The sequence below is a fragment of the Rhizobium sp. P1_E6 genome (assembly GCF_056405875.1).
Map to the genome: position 1 here is coordinate 17,742 of NZ_JBFUBG010000062.1, position 20,543 is coordinate 38,284.

A 20,543-nucleotide genomic window follows, 5' to 3' on the forward strand; every position below is an offset into this window, starting at 1 on the left:
GATGTGGTGGACCCGCCTGAAGGCTCTCATGACAAAGGAACTGCTCGCCGTGATGCGCGATCCCAAGGGACGCTTCGTGCTGATCGTGCCGCCCCTCATGCAGCTTCTCATCTTCTCTTATGCGGCGACGCTCGAAGTGCGCAATGTCGATGTCATGGTGCTGAACCGCGACAGCGGCCATTGGGGACAGGAACTGATCCAGCGCATCCAGGGCTCCCCGACTTTCCGGCATATCGAGACCGCCGCCAACCAGGCCGACATCCGCGAGGCGATCGACGGCCAGTCCGTCATTGCCGCAATCGAGATCGGCCCGGATTTCTCCCGCAACATCGAGGCCGGCATATCAGCCGATCTGCAGATCATCCTCGACGGCCGCCGCTCCAACGCCTCGCAGATCGTCTCCGGCTATCTCACGCAGATCGGCATGACGCTTTCAGCCGAAACGCCGGCGGGTCGGCGCGCCATGGCCAGAACTGTCGCGACCGTGCCGCGCAACTGGTTCAATGCCAACCTCACCTATCAATGGTTCATGGTGCCGAACCTGATCGCCAGCATCGCCCTCTTGATCGGCCTCATCGTCACCGCCCTTTCGATTGCCCGCGAAAGGGAACTCGGCACTTTCGACCAGCTCATGGTTTCGCCGCTGCGCGTCCATGAAATCCTGATCGGCAAGCTCGTTCCGCCTGTCATGATCGGCCTCTTCCACATGACACTCTATGTGCTGGCGGCGATCTTCATCTTCGGCGTGCCGTTGCGCGGTTCCCTCCTGCTGCTCTACGGCAGCTCGATCTTCTATCTGGGTTCGGTGGCAGGCCTCGGCCTCTTCATCTCGGCCCTGTCGATGACACAGCAGCAGGCCATCCTCGGCGCCTTCCTGTTCATGGTGCCGGCCATGCTGCTCTCGGGTTTCGCAACCCCGATCGAGAACATGCCGGAGTGGCTGCAGCCGGTGACTATTATCAATCCGCTGCGCTATTTCCTGGTCATCGTCAAAGGCGTTTTCCTGAAGGATATCCCTGCAGAAGAAGTGTTGAACCAGACGATCCCGCTGGCATTGATCGCCTGCGCAACGCTTGGTGCCGCCGCCTGGTTGTTCCGCCGCAGGCTCGAATAGGCCTCACGCACTGTGACCTCAGTTGCCAAAGCGTGACTCCTGAAACCAGGAACATCGAAACGGCAGGCTCGTTTCCTCAGCGCAAACCAAAACAATTCCCAGCAGATCTACGACGCGGTTTCGCGTCCGGAATTGTTTGAAAAGCAATGAGATAGAGCATTTCCGTATCTCCTCGAACAGCGGAATTCCTCTGGAACTAAGGAGAAGCAAAATGTACAAGATCATTCTTGTGTCCGGCGCGCTTGCGCTCTCGTCGCTCGCCACCAATGCGATGGCAGACGGGGCTGTAACGGGTGCAGCCGGTGGCGCAATCACCGGCGCAATTGTCGGCGGTCCCGTGGGTGCAGCAATTGGCGGCGTGGCAGGCGGTGTCGCCGGCGCTGTCGTCGATCCGCCGCCGCGCGAAGTCGTCACCTACGTCCAGGAACAGCCGGCTCCGCCGTCTACCGTCGTCGTGGAGCAGCCGATCGTCGTCGGCAAGCCGCTTCCTGCCGAAGTCCAGGTGATGCCGGTGCCGGATAATCCGCGCTATGCCTATACGGTCATCAACAATCGCCATGTGATCGTCGAGCCCCGGACCCACCGCGTGGTCCAGGTCATCGAATAAGCGATCAGATCATCGAATGAAAAGATGCGGCCCCGCCTCGACTGGCGGGGCTTTTTTGTCAGGTGCGGTTCCGCAGCGCTTCTGCCTGCGCATAGAACTTCTTTTCCCATTCCTTGTGATTATCCAGCCCTTCGCGAATGAACGGCGTGAAAACCGCAAGATTGAGCAGAAGCCAGTTGACGATCCGTGCCGGGAATTTCAGCGGCTTCACGAAATCGATGAACAGAACGACGCGCGTCTTGTCCGTGTGGTTCCAGGCCTCGTGCTCATAGGCATCGTCGAAGATCAGCGCCTTGCCTTCCTGCCAGTGGCAGATCTGGTCCTGGACGCGGATGGCAAGCTTGTCGGTGGCATCAGGCACGATCATGCCGAGATGCAGGCGCAATACGCCATTATACGGGCCGCGATGCGCCGGCAGGTGTTTGCCGGGCTCGAAGATCGAGAACATCGCCGTCTTCAACCCCGGGATCTTCTGCACGGCCTTCCAGGTTTCCGGGCAGGCCCGGATATTCTGCTCCGACTTCAGGCCGAAGCCGGAAAGGAAAAAGGTCTTCCACGTGTTATCCTTGGAGATGGTCTGCACGTCGGTGGCGATTTCCTGAAAGCTCGGCAGCTCGCTCTGGCGCACGAGCACGCGATCAAGCTCGGCGCGGATCTGCGGCCAGGCCTTCTCGACCTCCTTCGCCCACGGGAAAACATTGATGTCATAGACCGGCGGATTGCCGAGCTTTGCATATTTGAAGTTCAGGCGCTCGGCCCAGGCGACGATGCCCATGAAGAAGCGCGTCACGGCACTGGGGCGATCCATGGGGGCGATCCCGGCAGTGACGAAGCCCTGCTCGGCGAAGGTGGATCCTGATTTTTCGGGAAGGGGTGTATTGGCGATACCGTCAGTCATAGGCTTTCCATTGCTGACTAAAGCAACTCCAGCAAAAGTGCACAGCGGTTTTGCGTCCGGAATTGCCTCAAGACGAAAAATAGAGCGCTTCCGTATTTCGAAGAAAAACGGAAATGTTCGGGGAAATTGCATGGCCTTCCGCGCAGGAGCCGACACGACATCAGCGCGTTTGCCATTTCCTAAATATGGATAATCCCGACCGCGCCTCAAGTATCGCTCTAGCGGTCAAATGCCGCAGGGAACCGCCGCGCGAAACACGGCGGTTCCCGTTTCCCAAAGACATATCCGGGAGAAATATCAGACTTTAAGCTCGCGGCGTTCGCGCTCGCTGACCATGGCAAGGTCGAGCACCTTCTGCAGGTTTGCCGCATGGCGGAAGTTCGGATCGAGCTGCACGCCACTCGCCACCGCTTCGGCAAAACGCTGATAGTTGGTGGCAACCGGCGCTACCTCGATCGGCTTCCAGTTTGCAGTTTCCACGTCCTCACCAAGGCAGCCATACAGTTCAGAACCGCTTGGACGGTGGATGACTTCGAGGCTGCCCTTCTCGCCGTAGATGCGCAGCCTCAGCTCATTCAGGTGTCCGGTTGCCCAGCGGCTCGCGTGGATGACGCCGAGCGCGCCATTGGCGAAATCGACCGACATGGTGAAGCTGTCATTGGCGTCCAGCATATACTCGCCGATCTGGCCGCCCGGCGCCTTGTTGAAGGTCTTGAGCCGTGCAAAGACGTGGTCGATGTCGGTTGCAGCGCCATAGGCTGCGAAGTCGAGGATATGGATGCCGACATCGCCGAGCACGCCGTTCGAACCGTGACCGGTGGATAGGCGCCACAGCCAGGTGGATTCCGTGCGCCAGTCGCCCCAGGCACGCGAAACGAGCCAGCTCTGAAGATAGGAGGCCTCCACATGCTTGATCGTGCCGAGCTCGCCCGAGAGCACCATCTCGCGGGCGCGCTGCAGGGGAGCGACGTTGCGATAGGTGAGGTTCACCATGTTGATGACGCCGGCCTTTTCAGCCGCTTCCGTCATCTCCAGCGCCCTTGGATAATTTTCCGCCAGCGGTTTCTCACAAAGCACATGCTTGCCGGCCGCGATCAGCGCCATGGTGGTCGGGTGGTGAATCCGGTCGGGCGTAATATTTGTCGCCGCATCGAATTCGCCCCAGGCGATCGCCTCCTCCAGCGTCAGAAACCGCTTCTCGATATTGAACTTATCGGCAAAGGCGGCCAGACGTTCGGAATCCGTGTCGACGGCGCCGACCACGGTCACGCCGTCCATATTCATGAAGTGGGCGAGCTGGTTTTTCGCCATCACGCCCGTACCAAGAACGAGTAGTCGCATGGATGCTCCTCAGCGGTAACCGGCTTCGCCGGCCTGGTGCAGTCTCGGGCCGCGCTCGACGATCGGCTCCAGTGCTTTTTCTACCGGCACATTTGGAGCATCGGTGATGCTCTTCAATGCACCCTCGGSGTTATAGGCCCACTTGACGCCGTTGATCAGCACCTTCTGCACGTTGGCATCGTGRTAGGTCGGGTAGGTTTCATGGCCGGGGCGGAAATAGAAGATRTTGCCGGCACCGCGGCGCCAGGTCAGGCCGGAGCGGAAGACTTCGCCACCCTGGAACCAGGAGATGAACACCGTTTCCAGYGGCTCCGGYACSGAGAACTGCTCGCCGTACATCTCTTCGTTCTCCAGCTCGAAATGCTCGCCGATRCCGGCAGCGATCGGATGGCGCTGATTGATCGTCCACAGCCGCTCGCGTTCACCCGCCTCGCGCCATTTCAGCGCRCAGGGCGTGCCCATCAGACGCTTGAAGATCTTCGAGAAATGGCCGGAATGCAGCACGAGCAGGCCCATGCCTTCCCACACCCGCTTGGCGACACGCTCGACGACTTCGTCGGAGACGGCGCCATGATCCTTATGGCCCCACCAGGTCAGGACGTCGGTCTCGTCAAGCCGGGCCTCCGTCAACCCATGCTCGGGCTCCTGCAGCGTGGCGGTCGTCGCGGAAATCGCCGGGTCGGTGTTCAGCGCCTTGGCAATGGTCGTGTGCATGCCCTCAGGGTAGATGCCCCGGACGATCTCGTTGGTTGTCTCATGGATGTTTTCACCCCAGACGATGGTGCGAATAGACACGTTTCTGCTCCTTCACAGCGAATAGCGGACCGGAGCCGATGGGAAACGGTCAGATCCTGTTTATGTGGTTGGTGGTCAGGCTGCGCCCTTGAAAGGAACCCTTTCGAGCGCGCGTCCGGATTGGTCGAAGCGATGAATGCGCTCCTTGAGCGGCGACACGCCCAGTTGCTGGCCGGGCTGGTGGCTCGATACGCCGGTCTCGCGAACGGTAAGCGGTTCGGCCGAGCCGATGTCGAGATAGACGAAGCTGTCCGAGCCGAGGATCTCTGAATGGATGACGGTGCCGGTCCAGGCAGGATCCTGATCTCTAAACTCGATATGTTCGGCCCGCACCCCGATTGTGTGGGTGTCATAGGGAGCCGCGAAAGGTCCGGAGAGGAAATTCATCTTCGGCGAACCGATGAAACCGGCGACGAAAATGGAGTTCGGGGTCTCGTAGAGCTCGATCGGTGTTCCGACCTGTTCGACGACGCCGTCGCGCAGCACGCAGATGCGGTCGGCCAGTGTCATGGCCTCGACCTGATCGTGGGTGACATAGATCATCGTCGTGTCATGCATGCCGCGGTGAAGCTTGGCGATCTCCAGCCGTGTGGCGACGCGAAGAGCCGCATCCAGGTTCGACAAGGGTTCGTCGAACAGGAAGACCTTCGGGTCACGAACGATGGCGCGGCCGATAGCCACGCGCTGGCGTTGGCCGCCCGAAAGCTGGCGCGGCAGGCGTTCCAGATAGGGCGAAAGCTGAAGCATGCCGGCTGCCTGTTCGACGCGTGCCTTGCATTCTTCCCTGGTCCGGCCGGACAGCTTCATGCCGAAGGCCATGTTTTCGTAGACCGTCATGTGCGGATAGAGCGCGTAGGACTGAAAGACCATCGCGATGCCGCGTTTGGACGGGGAAAGACGGTTGACGGGTTCGCCGTCGAAGGAGAGCGTGCCGGAAGATATATCCTCCAGTCCCGAGATCAGTCGCAGCAAGGTGGATTTGCCGCAACCGGACGGGCCGACGAAGACCATGAACTCGCCCCTACGGATGTCCATGGTCACACCCTTGATGACTTCGAATGCGCCGAAGCTCTTGCGGATATTATCGAGCCTAATCTGTGCCATATCTCGCTTTCCTCAGCCTTTGACGCCGCCGGCCGTCAGCCCGGAAATAATCCGGCGTTGAAAAATCAGAACAAGGATGACGACGGGCACGGTGACGATGACCGATGCCGCCATGATGTTGCCCCAGGGGATTTCGAACTGACTTCCGCCCGAAAGCAGAGCGATTGCCACCGGTACCGTTCGTTGGGCATCCGATGATGTGAAGGTCAGGGCGAACAGGAATTCATTCCAGGCCGTGATGAAAGCGAGCAGGCCGGTGGTGACCAAGGCCGGCCACATCAACGGCATGAACACTTTCGTGATGATGACCCAAGGGGATGCGCCATCGACGATCGCCGCTTCCTCGATTTCGATCGGCAGATCCCGCATGAAAGTGGTCAGCACCCAAACAGTGAAGGGCAGGGTGAAGATCATATAGGAGAAGATCAGCGCAAACGGCGTGTTGAAGATGCCGATCCAGCGGATGAGTTCGAAAAGCCCCGCCAGCACGGCGATCTGCGGAAACATCGACACGGACAGGATGGTCAGCATCAAGAGTGCCCGACCCCTGAAATGCACCCGGGCAAGCGCGTAGGATGCGGTCACTGCGAGCAGCAGCGAGGCGGCGACCACGAGGCAGGCAATGAGCAGTGAATTGCCGAGGCTGCGTATGAAGCTGCCCGTCGTCAACACACCTCTATAGTTTTCGAGCGAGATCGAAGTCGGCCAGTAATTGACCTCGAAGAGGGCTGTGCCGGCTTTAAAGCTTGTGAGGATCGCGTAGTAGAACGGGAAGACCGCGATGATGACGATAACGGCAACCAGAAGATAGAAGAGGGTGTTCTTTGTGGCTGTAAGCAACATCAGCGTTCACCACCCCCGAGATTGACGCGGCCGATCCAAATGTAGAGCACGGTGACCGACGCGATGATGAGAAAGAGAACGGTCGAGGCTGTTGCGCCATAGGCGAACTTGTCGAAGTCGAAAAGGTTTTCACGCGCCATGACCGACATCGTCTTTGTCTGGGCGTTGTTGGGCGTCAGCACGTAGATCAGGTCGAAGATGCGCATCGCATCGAGCATGCGGAAGATTACCGCGACCATGATCGCCGGGCGCACCAGCGGGAGCGTCAGGCGCCAGAATACCTTAATCGGGTTGATCCCGTCGATTTTGGCGGCTTCGTAAATATCTGCCGGAACCATCTGCAGAGCGGCCAGGATCAGCAGGGCCATGAAGGGTGTCGTCTTCCAGACGTCGACGATCAGAACGGCAATCATCGCGGTATCGGGATCTGCGGTCCATGCGATCTTCTGGCTGATAAGCCCGAGGCTGAGAAGGATGTCGTTCAGGATACCGAACTGGTCGTTGAGCATCCAGGCCCACATCTTGGCCGAGACAATGGTCGGGATCGCCCAGGGAATGAGGATCGCGGCGCGCACGATGCCACGCCCAACGAACTGGGCATTCAATACGAGGGCGACGATGAGGCCGAGCGCGGTTTCGATCGTCACGGACAATAGCGTGAACTTTGCCGTATTCCAGACCGCACCCCACCACGCGGGATCGGCAAGAAGTCCCCTGTAAACGGTGCGGCCGCTCTTCAGGGTGACCCAGGAGAGGTAATTGTCGAAGCCCACAAACTTCGCATCGCCGAGGTTCGTCAGCGATGCGTTGGTGAAGCTGAAGTAGATGGTGCGAAACAGCGGCCAGCCGGCAACGATCGCGAGGATCAACAGGGTCGGCGCCAAAAACATCCAAGCGGAACGAACCCGCTCGGAGCGCAGGTCGGACGAAGTGGGCTTGGCGAAAGCGCCCGTCCTCAGGTTTTGGGAGACTGCAACTTCACTCATGGGGTATCCGCTTCATGAGACGATCGACAAAGGCGTTGTCGGGAACGGCAGCGACGGAAGGTCCGCCGCTGCCGTATCGGTCTTTCACCAGGCGCCGCCCTCAAGCGTCGTCAGATCGGCTTCAAGAAGCTCGAGGTTTTCTTCCGCAGAGCCGCTACCGGAGAGCGTGTTGTGCACGGCGGTCCAGAACTTCGCGGAAACCTCGTTGTATTTGACCTTCGCAACAGCCGACGGGCGCGGCACTGCATTTTCGAAGATCGGCTTCCAGTTCGGCATGAAAGGCTGCGCAGCAGCAATGTCCTTGTCGTCATAGAGCGCCGACAGCGTCGGCAGGTTGGAAAGCTCGATGGCGCGCTGCTTCTGGCTATCCTTCGAGGTCAGGAACTTGACGAGTTCGATCGCTGCATCGGGGCTCTTCGAATATTTCGACACGGCGAGATTCCAGCCCCCGAGCGCCGAAGAAGGCTTGTCGCCTTCGGCGGCAACCGGAAGGGTCGTCACGTCGAACTTGCCCTTGACCGGACTGTCAGGGCCGTTTCCAAGCGCATAGGCATAGGGCCAGTTGCGCATGAAGACCGCGTTGCCTGTCTGCCAGACACCACGGGATTCTTCTTCCTGATAGGCAAGCACACCGCTCGGTGAAATCGTGCCGATCCAGCCCTTGGCGCGATCGAGAGCTGCCGCAGCCTTTTCATTGTTGATGGAAATCGTGCCATCGGTCTCGATGATCTGGCCGCCACCCGAGGACTTGACCCATTCCAGCGCATTGCAGGTCAGGCCTTCATAGGCATTGCCCTGGAAGACGTAACCCCAGAGATCCTTCTGGCCGGCGGCGCGCTCCTTCTCCTGGATTTCCTTGGCGGTTGCCYCCATCTCGTCCCAGGTTTTCGGCGGCTGCTTGCCGTATTTCTCAAGCAGATCCTTGCGATAGAAGAGCGCCGGAGCGTCCGTATAAAGCGGCATTGCAACCAGGCGGCCGTTCACGGTTTGCGATGCGACGATTGCCGGGAAGAAGTCGCCGACGACATCCTTGGTGGCATCCTTCAGATCGACGAACTGGTCGGCCAACTGTGGGGCCCAGATAACATCCGTCTGGTAGACATCGACATCAGTGTTGCCGGCTGCAAGCCAGAGACGATACTGCGAAAACTGCTCCGTCGACGAGGACGGCATGGTGACGATCTTGACCTTATTGCCAGTCGTCTTCTCGAAAACATCGAGCTGCTTGCGGAACAGATCGAGGTTCTTGCCGGTGGAACTCGCCGAGATGCTGATCTCGGCGGCATAGGACGATACGGTCGCGCCAATGAGCGCGGCCGCAACCGCGGCCGCTGTAAAGCAAAACTTCATTTTCTCCTCCCAAGGACCAAATTGAAATCGATTTGGCTGCAAAAAACTGTCAGAAGGCGGATATCATGTCAAGAGAGGGGCTCGATCGACAGTGTTGCTTGTGTACAGATGCAGAATACTGTTTGAAATCAATGAGTATCCTGAATATTGCGATTTCTTTGATTTCGGGTTGCGTACAAGAGGGCAATTAAAATTGAAATCGATTTGAGAAAATATAGTCGACGGCGTAGAATGTGGAAATTGCGCCGCCGATGGTATAGATCCCCGGCAGCGCAGGCGATGAAAGTCAATTCGGTCTATGAAACTCAAAGAGTTCGCAAAACAACTTGGACTGTCCCCAACGACCGTCAGCCGTGCGCTCAGTGGCTATCCCGAGGTGAGCGAAGTGACGCGCGCCCGTGTCGTTCAGGAAGCGGTGCGAATGGGCTATCGGCCGAACGTCAATGCGGTAAGGCTGAAAACCGGGCGGGTCGGTGCCATTGGCGTTGTCATGGGGCGAGCAGGCGAGTTCCATTTCGCGGAATTCATGGCCGGCATGGCGGAGCGTCTTGTCACGGAAGACACCGACATTCTGGTCATTCCGATGGCTAATCCCGAATATGATGCAGAGATGCAACTTTATAGGCGGCTGGCGGAAAGCCAGCGGGTGGATGCGATCATCGTTCACTCGCCTCGACCCAATGACCAGCGCATCGCGCTACTGAACGAGCTGGGAATGCCGTTTCTCGTTCATGGCCGGTCTGACATCGACGTGCCGCACCCGTGGCTCGATATCGACAATGAAGGGGCCGTGTGTCGTGCGACCTCGCATCTGATCGATCTTGGTCATACCAGGATTGCGATGATCAATGGCCGCCAGGGAGCGACCTATGCGCTGCATCGCGACATCGGCTATCGCCGCGCGCTGCAGCACCATGGGATCGAAGTCGATCCGCAATTGATTGCCAACGGCAATTTCACCGACGAGCTCGGTTTTCGCTTTGCACGGTCATTTCTCGAACAACCGAAGCCGCCTACCGCGTTTGTCGCCGGGTCCATGATGACCGCGCTCGGCATTTACCGAGCCGCGCGTTCGCTCGGCCTTCAGATCGGCAGCGATGTCTCGGTTATCGCTCACGATGACGTTTTTCCCTATTTGACGGCCGACAATATGGTCCCGTCGCTATCGGCGACCCGCTCGTCGATGCGCGCCGCAGGCACGCGGTGCGCCGATCTCGTGCTGCAGCTTTTGGCCGGGCGTTCGCCACTGGAGATTCACGAGCTTTGGCCGGTTGAGCTTATCTTGCGCGAGTCAACAGGGCCGGTACGGGCGCTCCAGACTTAACATTTGTGCAACCATACGAACGGCAGGCGGCAGACGAGCTTGAGCAGTTCTGTCGGGGCCGGCGAGACAGGCGCGGGCCGTCTTGCGCCAGCTTTGGCGCAGTTGCGAGAAATCCGTCTCATTGTGCCCGGCGGCAAGAGCAGGTGCTAAGAAAACCGCTCTTATCTAATCGTTTTTATCTACAGGGGGCATTGACGCGCGACCCCGCTTGCATTCTGTATCCGCCCCCAACGTGACCGTGGCCGGGGAGGGCACATGCAGGTCCTATCGAGCATTGAGGCGATGCGCGCAGCACTTGCTGAAGCAAAGGCGAAAGGCGGGCCGGTCGGCTTCGTGCCAACGATGGGTTATCTCCATGCCGGACATATGAAACTTGTCGCGCGAGCCCGCGCTGAAAACGAAATCGTCGTTGCCTCGATCTTCGTCAATCCACTCCAGTTCGGCCCGGCGGAGGATCTGACCCGATACCCGCGTGATCTCGAACGCGACAAAACGATGCTGGAAAAAGCAGGCGTTGACATTCTCTTTGTGCCAGGCGTCGAGGATATGTACCCACGCCCGATGAAAACCGTGGTTGATGTGCCGGAGCTTGGATGCGAGCTCGAAKGCGCCGTTCGACCAGGGCATTTCGCCGGCGTGGCCACTGTCGTCAGCAAGCTCTTCAATATCGTCCAGCCGAAGCACGCCTATTTCGGCGAGAAGGATTACCAACAGGTCGTTGTCATCAAACGGATGGTAGACGATCTGGCGCTGCCGGTGCGCGTCGTTTCCGTGCCGACAGTCCGGGATATGGATGGGCTCGCGCTGTCTTCTCGCAACGTCTATCTCAATGAGGAAGAAAGGCGCGCAGCGGTCATCGTCCCTCGCGCGTTGGACGAAGCGGAGCGCCTTGTCGCTCAGGGCCTCACTGACCCGCAGGTCCTTGAAGCGAAGCTTGCCGGCTTCATCAGCCGTGAGCCTCTGGCAAAGCCGGAAGTCGTCGCTGTGAGGGACGCCTCGACATTGCAGAATGTCGCGAAAATCGAGGTCCCGGTGGTGATCGCATTGTTCGTCCGGATCGGCACGACCAGGCTTCTCGACAACCGGGTGATTGTGAAAAAGGCTACGTCTGGACCAGGAGACGCGCAATGAGTACAGCGAACTCCACGAAGCGCCTGACGCCCACGCGAATCCGGGCGATGAAGGGTGGAACGCCGATCGTATGCCTGACGGCTTACACGACACCGATGGCGCGGCTGCTCGATGAACACTGCGATCTCCTGCTCGTCGGAGATTCGCTCGGCATGGTTCTCTATGGACTGGACAGCACCGTCGCGGTGACGCTCGACATGATGGTCGCGCACGGCAAGGCGGTCATACGCGGGGTCACCAAATCCTGTGTCGTCGTCGACATGCCCTTCGGCAGTTACCAGGAATCCAAAGAACTGGCCTATCGCAATGCCGTGCGCATTCTACAGGAAACCGGCTGCGACGCGGTCAAACTTGAGGGTGGCGAGGAGATGGCCGATACAATCGCCTTCCTCACCGCCCGTGGTGTTCCAGTTCTTGGCCACATCGGCTTGATGCCGCAGCAGGTTCATACCGCAGGTGGATACCGATCCGTGGGCCATTCCGACGAAGAAGTCGCGACGATCCGGCGTGACGCGGAGGCCGTCTGCAACTCGGGAGCCTTTGCGGTCGTCATCGAGGGCACGGTTGAGACATTTGCCCGCGAGGTGACGAGCGCTATCCCTGTTCCAACGATTGGAATCGGTGCGTCGGCCGCCTGCGACGGCCAGATCCTGGTTTCGGACGATATGCTCGGACTGTTCAACGACTTCACACCGCGCTTCGTCAAACGGTACGACGAGCTTGGAAAGAGGATCGGGGTGGCGGCGGCCGCCTATGCTGGCGAGGTTCGCTCCCGCACATTTCCCACGCAAGACCATACATTCAAGCGCCGGCCGTAGTTCGGGTGGCCTTGCCAAGCCTGAATAGCCTGTCGCCCTCAGCTCGATTGTCGCAGCCGTCATACCATTAGCGATTCACGACGCTTTGGCTTCGAAAGTGGGGGCAAAATCACCCAGCGATTTTGCCTTGAGGATCATGCCTTCGATATCCTGCTCAACGATCGCTTCAAGATCGGTGAAGCTGTCGATGACGTAGTAGATCGGCTGGAGGATATCGATCCGGTACGGAGTCCTCAGCACGCTCAGCAGATCGAACGGCCGAAATTCACACGTCTTGCCTTCCATTGCCGCCTTTGCTTCGCTTGGCGAAGAGACGATCCCTGCGCCGAAGCAGCGGCGGCCCTTTGGTGTGTTAATCAGACCGAATTCGACGGTAAACCAGAAGATGCGGAACAAATGCCAGGAATAGCCTTTGCCGAGGTGGACGGCAGTTTCACCGAAATGCCGTACGAAATTGGCATAGCTCTGGTTGGTGAGCATTGGGCAGTGGCYGAAAACCTCATGGAACAGGTCGGGTTCCTCGATATAGTCGATATGCTCGCGACGGCGGAGGAACGTTGCGAGCGGGAATTTGCCTTGCGACAGAAGTTCATAAAAACGTGAGGGTGGAATGAGCGCCGGCACGCCTTCAACCCCGAAGCCGGTGGTTTCGTTCAGACGTCTGTTCACATCGAGAAGCTGCGGCACCTTGTCGGGCTTCAGTCCCAGCATTTCGACGCCATCAAGATATTCGCGGCAGGCCATCTCGGCGAGAAGCTTCATCTGACGCCGGTAGAGCTCACCCCAGATCGCATCTTCATCAGGCATGTAGTCATATAAACCGTCCGGGCCGGGCAGTTTGGCGGTGTAGCTGCTTTCCTTGGTCATAGGCTGATCCTCCCATGCACGGCGCTATTCCTGCCATTATGATCCAGGTTTGGAGGATTTTCTTTTCTTTCATGCTGGCTATTGGCATAGTGATGGAAAATCTTGCCGAATGTGACGCCAAGAATGAAAGAATCTGGGAATTTTCACCGCAAGCTTCTGCAGCTCGTCCAGGCTGACGGCACTCTTTCGCTGGCAGACCTGGCTGAAAAGGCCGGCATGTCACAAAGCTCGGCCTGGCGGAAGATCCAAGAACTGGAAGCCGACGGCGTCATCCGCAAGCGTGTGACACTGCTCGATCCTGGAAAACTCGATCTCAAGCTCTGCGTCATCGCGCATGTAACGCTGGAGGATCATCACGAAGAGGCGGTAGCGTCTTTCGCTTCGGTGGTGTTGGAGCGGCCGGAGATCATGGAATGCTACGCCTTATCAGGCGCTTTCGATTACATGCTGAAGATAAGGGTGAGGGACGTGGAAAGCTACGAAGCCTTCATGACCCGCTACCTCATGCGCAACCCGCATGTGCGCACGGTCGTATCGAGCTTTGTGCTGCGGGAGCTGAAATTCTCGACCGAACTGCCGCTCTGACGTTTGGTGCCAGATCACCGCGCGCTGTCTCCATGCCAGCTAGCCGGCATGTGTATCGGAAAGCCTTCGAATGTCTTCAGTGTATCGAGCACGATCGAAGTCTTCACGTGCTGCACAGACTCATGAGGCAGCAGAACGTCGTTGACGAATTTGGAGAGATCCGCGAGCCCGCGGGTCGCTACCTTCAGGTGATAGTCCATTTCACCGGTCAGCGCATAGGCTTCGAGAACTTCCGGCAGTCCGTTGATCAGTTGCGAGAATCTGCGGGCATTGTCCCTGTTGTGGGTGGCAAGCGTCACGGATATGACCACCAGCATATCCAGACCCAGCTTCTGCTGATCCAGATAGGCCCGGTAGCTGCAAATATATCCCTCAGCTTCCAGTCTTGTTCGCCGGCGCGAGCATTGCGAGGGTGAAAGCGCAATCCGCTCCCCCAACTCATTGTTCGTCAACCGGCCGTCCTTTTGAAGTTCCTGCAGCAGACGTAAATCCAATTTATCGAGCTGTTCATCCATTGCGCAAAATCCCGAAAATCCTCACAGATCGTGCACAATATCTTCTCGGAGCATAAAGAATGCAAGAACTTTGCATGCGTTTTGGGCCACACTTTGCATAAGCAAACTCCAGTTCCAGGAGGAGAAAATGGGCCCTTTTCCGCATGATGCGCCGCCCTCGGAAATTACCGCCGACAACCCGGCCGGCACCGACGGCTTCGAGTTCGTTGAATTCGCCCATCCTGAACCCGACAAGCTGCGCGAACTCTTCACACGCATGGGCTACGTCCCAGTCGCCAGGCACAAGACGAAAGACATCACCGTCTGGCGCCAGGGGGACATCAACTATATCCTGAACGCCGAAGCCGGCAGTCATGCCGCTCGTTTCGTCGCAGCCCATGGTCCCTGCGCCCCGTCGATGGCATGGCGCGTCGTCGACGCCAGACACGCCTTCGATCACGCAGTGTCGAAAGGCGCCATCCCGTATGAAGGGCCTGACAAGGCGCTCGATGTCCCGGCAATCGTCGGCATTGGCGGCTCGCTGCTCTATTTCATCGAAACCTATGGTGCGAAGGGATCAGCCTACGATGCCGAGTTCGATTGGCTTGGCGAGTCCAACCCGCATCCCCAGGGGATCGGTTTTTATTATCTCGACCATCTCACCCACAACGTTTTCCGCGGCAATATGGACAAGTGGTGGGATTTTTACCGCAATCTGTTCAATTTCAAGCAGATCCACTTCTTCGATATCGATGGACGCATCACCGGTCTGGTAAGCCGCGCCATCACGTCGCCCTGCGGCAAGATCCGCATTCCGCTGAATGAATCGAAGGATGACACCAGCCAGATCGAAGAATATCTGAAGAAGTACAGAGGCGAGGGCATCCAGCATATTGCCGTTGGAACGGAGGATATCTACGAGGCAACTGACAGACTTGCCGATAACAGTCTGCGTTTCATGCCGGGACCGCCGGAAACCTATTACGACATGTCCTATGAACGCGTGAACAGCCATAGCGAACCTGTCGAACGCATGAAGAAGCACGGCATCCTCATCGATGGCGAAGGCGTGGTGAATGGCGGCATGACGAAAATCCTGCTGCAGATCTTCTCCAAGACCGTCATTGGCCCGATCTTCTTCGAATTCATCCAGCGCAAGGGCGACGAGGGCTTCGGCGAAGGCAATTTCCGTGCTCTCTTCGAGTCGATCGAGGCCGATCAGATCAAGCGTGGTGTTATCGGTACTGCGGCGGAGTAAACTCTCGGGGTCAGCTCGCGCGTCTGAAGACGCGCGGTGCCTCAGAGTTTCCGGGGAGGAGTTGAGCATGGACCAGACATCGATCCAGCCGTCAGACGGCGAAGCCACGACGGCAAACAGACTGAAGTATATGCCGGGCTTCGGCAATGACTTCGAGACGGAGTCACTCCCGGGCGCTCTTCCACAAGGCCAGAACAGCCCCCAGAAATGCAACTATGGTCTCTACGCGGAGCAGCTTTCCGGTTCACCGTTCACCGCCCCGCGCGGGACGAACGAAAGGTCCTGGCTCTATCGCATCCGCCCGAGCGTGCGTCACACGAGCCGCTTCTCAAACGCTTCCTATCCGCACTGGAAGACTGCACCTTGTCTGGACGAGCATTCGCTTCCCCTGGGACAGCTTCGCTGGAATCCCGTTCCCACACCCACCGAGAAGCTGACGTTTCTTCAGGGTGTGCGGACAATGACGACGGCGGGCGATGTCACGACCCAGGTGGGCATGTCAGCCCACGCCTACGTCTTCAATGACGATATGATCGAAGATTACTTCTTCAACGCCGATGGTGAACTGCTGATCGTGCCGCAGCTCGGCGCCGTCAGGGTGTTCACCGAAATGGGCATCATGGACGTGGAGCCCCTGGAAATATGCCTCATCCCCCGCGGCATGATGTTCAAGGTCCTGCGCAACGGCGAGCAGACCGTCTGGCGCGGATATATATGCGAGAACTACGGCGCGAAATTCACGCTGCCGGATCGCGGACCGATCGGCGCGAACTGTCTGGCGAACCCACGCGACTTCAAGACTCCTGTCGCCGCTTTCGAGGACAAGGAAAGGCCTTGTCGCGTTCATGTGAAGTGGTGCGGCAAATTCTATGTCACGGATATCGGCCACTCGCCCCTCGATGTGGTGGCCTGGCACGGCAACTACGCCCCCTTCAAATACGATTTGCGGACGTTTGCTCCCGTCGGCGCGATCCGCTTTGATCATCCCGATCCGTCGATTTTTTCGGTGCTGACTGCGCCCACCGAAGATGCGGGCACGGCGAATGTCGATTTTGTGATCTTTCCGCCCCGCTGGCTGGTCGCCGAGCACACTTTCCGCCCGCCCTGGTACCACCGTAACATCATGAGCGAGTTCATGGGCCTGATCCATGGCCAGTATGACGCCAAGGAGGAGGGCTTTGTCCCCGGCGGCATGAGCCTGCATAACATGATGCTTGCCCACGGGCCGGACGCGCTCGCCTTCGAAAAGGCATCCAATTCCGAGCTCAAACCGGTGAAGCTGGATGACACCATGGCTTTCATGTTCGAGACCCGGTACMCCCAGCAATTGACGAAATACGCAGCCGAGCTTGAAACGCTGCAGGACAACTACCTGGAGTGCTGGGACGGCCTGGAACGCAAGTTCGACGGGACCCCCGGTATCAAGTGATGGCATCAGGTGAAGATCGGCCAAGCATCCTTTGGCACGGGAATGGGACATGAAACTTGCGACGTTGAAAGACTCCACGAGAGACGGCCGGCTCGTCATCGTTTCCCGCGACCTTACCCGTTGTTCCGAAGTCGGTCACATTGCCCGCACATTGCAGGCGGCTCTCGATGACTGGGAGCACGTTGCTCCGAGGCTCGCGCAGATTGCCGAAGGTATCGAGACAGGAGCCCAGCCGACGATCCGCTTTCGCGAACACGACGCCACATCGCCCTTGCCGCGGGCATATCAATGGGCCGACGGTTCGGCTTATCTCAACCATGTTGAACTGGTCCGCAGGGCGCGGGGTGCCGAGATGCCGGCGAGCTTCTGGACCGATCCGCTGATGTATCAAGGTGGTTCGGACGGGTTCCTCGGGCCGCGAGACCCGATCGTGGTGGCTGACGAAGCTTATGGGATCGACCTGGAGGGCGAAATTGCCATCATCGCCGGCGACGTTGCCATGGGTTCTGGTCCGGAAGCTGCGCGCGATGCCATCCGTCTGGTAATGCTCGCCAACGACGTGTCCCTGCGCGGTCTCATACCGGACGAGCTGGCCAAGGGATTTGGTTTCTTCCAGTCCAAGCCGGCATCGGCATTTTCTCCGGTCGCGGTGACGCCGGACGAGCTCGGAGAGGCGTGGGATGGCGGCAAGCTGTGCCTGCCGCTGCTTGTGAGCGTGAACGGAAAGGCATTCGGCAAGGCGAACGCCGGCGTCGACATGACGTTTGATTTTGGCCAACTCATCGCCCATGCCGCCAGAACCCGCAATCTGGCGGCTGGAACGATTATCGGTTCGGGAACGGTTTCCAACAAGCTCGACGGCGGAGCAGGCAAGCCCATCGAAGACGGAGGGGACGGCTACTCATGCATCGCCGAGATACGGATGATTGAGACGATCAAAACCGGGTCGCCGAAGACTCCATTCATGCAGTTCGGGGACCAGGTTCGCATCGAGATGAAGGATGATGCCGGCCATTCGATCTTTGGGGCGATCGAGCAGACGGTCGAAAAATATAAGGAGGCTGGCCCGCGATGAACGAGGTCGTTCTTTACGACTACTGGAGGTCATCGGCGAGCTATCGCGTCCGTATCGCGCTCAATCTCTTGGCGATCGACTACAAAACAGTGTCCATCAACTTGTTGGAGGGAGCGCACAAGAAGCCGGAATATCTGACGCTCAACCCGCAGGGGTTCGTGCCGACATTGGTGATCGACGGGAAAACTCTGACCCAGTCGCTGGCAATCATCGAGTATCTGGCCGAGCTTCGGCCGGAATGCGGACTACTGCCAGCCGATATTGCCGATCGCCAGAAAGTGCGCGCCTTCGCATACGCGGTCGCCATGGACATACATCCGATATGCAACACGCATGTCGTGGCGCATCTCATGACCGTAACGGACAAGACCGGCGCCCGCGAGGAATGGATGAAGCATTTCATCACGGATGGCCTTCGCAAGCTCGAAGCCATGATTGACGGAGCCGATGGAGAGTTCAGCTTCGGCGATACACCGACGATGGCGGACCTATGTCTTGTTCCCCAGGTCTACAATGCCCGCCGCTGGGGAGTGGACGTAACTGACTTCACGCGCATCACCGATATTGATGGCAAGTGCTGCAGACTGCCAGCTTTTCAGGCCGCCCATCCCGACAGCGTGAAACCTTAGCGCGTTGCCGAGATGCCTGCGCGAGCTGACGTTGATCATCCTTCGAAGAAATTGCAGTATCGCAACTCCACCAGCCAGCCAGCCTATTCAGCAAATTTGCCTGGCCATCTGCAAAGGGTGTTCCTCTGCCGCCGCAGCGCTCCAGATATTAGTGAGGCGCGGGCACATTGATGCCGGAAGCCGCTAATTGAGGGAGACGTTTCATGACTGCACCGCATCCTCCAAGAACCCATATCGGCAATCATCCCCTGCATCCGGAAACCCAGATGCTGAACTACGGGTATGATCCCGAACTCTCCGAAGGCGCGGTCAAGCCGCCTGTCTTCCTGACGTCCACGTTCGTTTTCAACTCCGCCGAAGACGGTCGCGATTTCTTCGATTACGTTTCGGGTCGGAAGGAGCCGCCGGAAGGTAAGGGCGCGGGCCTTGTCTATTCGCGCTTCAATCATCCAAACAGCGAGATCATCGAAGATCGTCTGGCGGTCTACGAGCAAGCCGAGAGCGGCGCGGTGTTTTCATCGGGAATGTCCGCCATCGCGACGGTCCTGCTTGCCTTCGTCCGTCCGGGAGATGCCATCCTCCACTCACAGCCGCTCTATGGCGGGACGGAAACATTACTTGCCAAGACCTTCCTCAATTTTGGCGTTTCCGCCGTCGGTTTTGCCGATGGCGTCAGCGAAGTCTCGGTAAGGGCCGCGGCCGAGGAAGCAATGGCCAAGGGCAATGTCTCGGTCATCCTCATCGAGACGCCCGCAAACCCGACCAATAGCCTTGTCGACATCGCAATGATCCGGCGGATTGCCGATGCGATTGGTCAGAAGCAGGGCCATACGCCTATTGTCGCCTGCGACAACACTCTGCTCGGCCCGGTTTTCCAGCGCCCGATCGGGCATGGTGCGGACATTTCCCTCTATTCCCTGACCAAATATGTCGGCGGCCATTCGGATCTGATCGCCGGGGCGGCACTCGGCAACCGGGCGCTCATCAAGCAGGTGAAGGCGCTTCGCGGCGCTATCGGCACGCAGCTCGATCCGCATTCATGCTGGATGCTCGGGCGTTCACTCGAAACGTTGCAGATCCGCATGGAACGGGCCAACAGCAACGCGAAGGCGGTGGCGGATTTCCTGAGGCAGCATCCCAAGGTCGAGACGATCCACCACCTGCCATACAGCGATCCCGATTCCGCCGTCGGCAGAACATTCGCGGCCCAGTGCAGCGGCGCCGGTTCGACATTTTCCTTCGATATCAAGGGCGGCCAACCGGCCTCGTTCCGGTTCCTGAACACGTTGAAAATCTTCAAGCTTGCCGTCAGCCTCGGAGGAACGGAATCCCTGGCATCGCATCCGGCGACGATGACGCATTCCGGCGTGCCGGCCGAGGTGCGCCAGCGTATCGGTGTCCTTGATGCAACGATCAGGCTGTCGATCGGCATCGAACATCCAGACGACCTTATTGCCGATCTCACCCTGGCGCTCGATGCGGCGTAAATCGCCGCATCCGTGCCTAGCCCGATATCGGTCGGCTGAGGTGCTCGGAATTTGAGGGTAGATGATGCGTCCAACGCCATCCGCTATTGGCCATCGATCCCGAGGCACCCATGAATCCTAGCTTTCAGATCATCCAACAGCACTACCCGCGCAAACTGTCGGGGCCTTCGATGAAGGCGCCGCCTGAGCTATCAGCGGCAGCTTCGCCACCCGGTATCTTCCGTGCCAGGCGTTTGATCGCATCGCCGAGATCGGCGATTAGGACATGGCTTGCGGGAACAACGACGAGCGAAAGAACCGTTGAAACCATCAGTCCGCCGATGACCGCCACCGCCATAGGTGCTCTGAACTCGCCACCGATTTCGTGGCCGAATGCCGCCGGCACCATGCCGKCCACCATCGCCAATG

General features: G+C 58.6%; 21 protein-coding genes. 11 read left to right on the plus strand and 10 right to left on the minus strand.

What is annotated here, in order from left to right:
• Nucleotide 1 precedes the first annotated feature (1 nt).
• Nucleotides 2-1,114, plus strand: coding sequence for an ABC transporter permease (locus tag AC1D35_RS24060; protein WP_113298931.1), 1,113 nt, complete (start codon nucleotides 2-4; stop codon nucleotides 1,112-1,114).
• Between the two features lie 211 nt (nucleotides 1,115-1,325).
• A complete protein-coding gene (locus AC1D35_RS24065; protein WP_113298930.1) occupies nucleotides 1,326-1,721 on the plus strand; it encodes a DUF1236 domain-containing protein in 396 nt (131 codons plus the stop codon).
• A gap of 58 nt (nucleotides 1,722-1,779) precedes the next feature.
• On the opposite strand, the gene olsC is transcribed toward AC1D35_RS24065, so the two are convergent.
• The 7 genes from olsC to AC1D35_RS24100 form a co-directional block, all read right to left on the minus strand.
• Nucleotides 1,780-2,619: an ornithine lipid ester-linked acyl 2-hydroxylase OlsC gene (gene olsC, locus AC1D35_RS24070; RefSeq protein WP_113309124.1), complete on the minus strand. Its 840-nt coding sequence runs from the start codon at nucleotides 2,617-2,619 to the stop codon at nucleotides 1,780-1,782.
• A 297-nt stretch (nucleotides 2,620-2,916) separates the two neighbouring features.
• A complete protein-coding gene (locus tag AC1D35_RS24075) occupies nucleotides 2,917-3,960 on the minus strand; it encodes a Gfo/Idh/MocA family protein (protein WP_113298928.1) in 1,044 nt (347 codons plus the stop codon).
• Nucleotides 3,961-3,969: 9 nt separating this feature from the next.
• Nucleotides 3,970-4,755, minus strand: a complete 786-nt coding sequence (locus tag AC1D35_RS24080; RefSeq protein WP_477940357.1) for a ThuA domain-containing protein — start codon at nucleotides 4,753-4,755, stop codon at nucleotides 3,970-3,972.
• Between the two features lie 75 nt (nucleotides 4,756-4,830).
• Entirely contained in the window at nucleotides 4,831-5,859 is a 1,029-nt protein-coding gene (locus AC1D35_RS24085; protein ID WP_115037597.1) for an ABC transporter ATP-binding protein, read from the minus strand.
• Between the two features lie 12 nt (nucleotides 5,860-5,871).
• Nucleotides 5,872-6,702 (minus strand): carbohydrate ABC transporter permease, encoded by an 831-nt coding sequence (locus tag AC1D35_RS24090; protein ID WP_477851961.1) that lies wholly within the window; start codon nucleotides 6,700-6,702, stop codon nucleotides 5,872-5,874.
• On the minus strand, nucleotides 6,702-7,688 hold the full coding sequence (locus AC1D35_RS24095) for a carbohydrate ABC transporter permease (RefSeq protein WP_113507200.1): 987 nt from the start codon (nucleotides 7,686-7,688) through the stop codon (nucleotides 6,702-6,704). The genes AC1D35_RS24090 and AC1D35_RS24095 overlap by 1 nt, the downstream gene beginning before the upstream one ends.
• A gap of 84 nt (nucleotides 7,689-7,772) precedes the next feature.
• On the minus strand, nucleotides 7,773-9,038 hold the full coding sequence (locus tag AC1D35_RS24100; protein WP_477940359.1) for an ABC transporter substrate-binding protein: 1,266 nt from the start codon (nucleotides 9,036-9,038) through the stop codon (nucleotides 7,773-7,775).
• Between the two features lie 298 nt (nucleotides 9,039-9,336).
• On the opposite strand from AC1D35_RS24100, the gene AC1D35_RS24105 reads away from it, so the two are divergent.
• From AC1D35_RS24105 to panB, 3 genes are all read left to right on the plus strand, one after another.
• Nucleotides 9,337-10,362 (plus strand): LacI family DNA-binding transcriptional regulator, encoded by a 1,026-nt coding sequence (locus AC1D35_RS24105; protein WP_477851959.1) that lies wholly within the window; start codon nucleotides 9,337-9,339, stop codon nucleotides 10,360-10,362.
• Between the two features lie 255 nt (nucleotides 10,363-10,617).
• Nucleotides 10,618-11,493 carry a pantoate--beta-alanine ligase gene (panC, locus tag AC1D35_RS24110; RefSeq protein ID WP_477940362.1) on the plus strand — a complete coding sequence of 292 codons (876 nt, stop codon included), beginning with the start codon at nucleotides 10,618-10,620 and terminating at the stop codon, nucleotides 11,491-11,493.
• Nucleotides 11,490-12,311 carry a 3-methyl-2-oxobutanoate hydroxymethyltransferase gene (gene panB / locus AC1D35_RS24115; RefSeq protein ID WP_477851957.1) on the plus strand — a complete coding sequence of 274 codons (822 nt, stop codon included), beginning with the start codon at nucleotides 11,490-11,492 and terminating at the stop codon, nucleotides 12,309-12,311. Before panC ends, panB begins: the two co-directional genes overlap by 4 nt.
• A 75-nt stretch (nucleotides 12,312-12,386) precedes the next feature.
• Here the strand turns inward: panB and AC1D35_RS24120 are convergent, their stop codons facing one another.
• Nucleotides 12,387-13,178 (minus strand): phenylalanine 4-monooxygenase, encoded by a 792-nt coding sequence (locus AC1D35_RS24120; protein WP_477940364.1) that lies wholly within the window; start codon nucleotides 13,176-13,178, stop codon nucleotides 12,387-12,389.
• A 123-nt stretch (nucleotides 13,179-13,301) separates the two neighbouring features.
• On the opposite strand from AC1D35_RS24120, the gene AC1D35_RS24125 reads away from it, so the two are divergent.
• Nucleotides 13,302-13,763 carry an Lrp/AsnC family transcriptional regulator gene (locus AC1D35_RS24125; RefSeq protein ID WP_477851954.1) on the plus strand — a complete coding sequence of 154 codons (462 nt, stop codon included), beginning with the start codon at nucleotides 13,302-13,304 and terminating at the stop codon, nucleotides 13,761-13,763.
• A 14-nt stretch (nucleotides 13,764-13,777) separates the two neighbouring features.
• Here AC1D35_RS24125 and AC1D35_RS24130 read toward each other — a convergent pair whose 3' ends face one another.
• Nucleotides 13,778-14,278 (minus strand): Lrp/AsnC family transcriptional regulator, encoded by a 501-nt coding sequence (locus AC1D35_RS24130; protein ID WP_477851953.1) that lies wholly within the window; start codon nucleotides 14,276-14,278, stop codon nucleotides 13,778-13,780.
• A gap of 127 nt (nucleotides 14,279-14,405) precedes the next feature.
• Between AC1D35_RS24130 and hppD the strand changes: the two genes are divergently transcribed.
• The 5 genes from hppD (at nucleotide 14,406) to AC1D35_RS24155 (ending at nucleotide 20,135) form a co-directional block, all read left to right on the plus strand.
• Nucleotides 14,406-15,515 carry a 4-hydroxyphenylpyruvate dioxygenase gene (gene hppD, locus AC1D35_RS24135; RefSeq protein ID WP_477851952.1) on the plus strand — a complete coding sequence of 370 codons (1,110 nt, stop codon included), beginning with the start codon at nucleotides 14,406-14,408 and terminating at the stop codon, nucleotides 15,513-15,515.
• Between the two features lie 67 nt (nucleotides 15,516-15,582).
• Nucleotides 15,583-16,944, plus strand: a complete 1,362-nt coding sequence (gene hmgA / locus AC1D35_RS24140; protein ID WP_477940367.1) for a homogentisate 1,2-dioxygenase — start codon at nucleotides 15,583-15,585, stop codon at nucleotides 16,942-16,944.
• A 49-nt stretch (nucleotides 16,945-16,993) separates the two neighbouring features.
• Nucleotides 16,994-18,019, plus strand: coding sequence for a fumarylacetoacetate hydrolase family protein (locus AC1D35_RS24145; protein WP_477851949.1), 1,026 nt, complete (start codon nucleotides 16,994-16,996; stop codon nucleotides 18,017-18,019).
• A complete protein-coding gene (gene maiA, locus AC1D35_RS24150) occupies nucleotides 18,016-18,648 on the plus strand; it encodes a maleylacetoacetate isomerase (RefSeq protein WP_477851947.1) in 633 nt (210 codons plus the stop codon). Before AC1D35_RS24145 ends, maiA begins: the two co-directional genes overlap by 4 nt.
• Nucleotides 18,649-18,851: 203 nt before the next feature.
• Nucleotides 18,852-20,135: a cystathionine gamma-synthase family protein gene (locus tag AC1D35_RS24155; RefSeq protein WP_477851946.1), complete on the plus strand. Its 1,284-nt coding sequence runs from the start codon at nucleotides 18,852-18,854 to the stop codon at nucleotides 20,133-20,135.
• Nucleotides 20,136-20,277: 142 nt separating this feature from the next.
• Here the strand turns inward: AC1D35_RS24155 and AC1D35_RS24160 are convergent.
• The coding region (locus tag AC1D35_RS24160; RefSeq protein WP_477940370.1) for an efflux RND transporter permease subunit at nucleotides 20,278-20,543 on the minus strand (266 nt) is incomplete at its 5' end.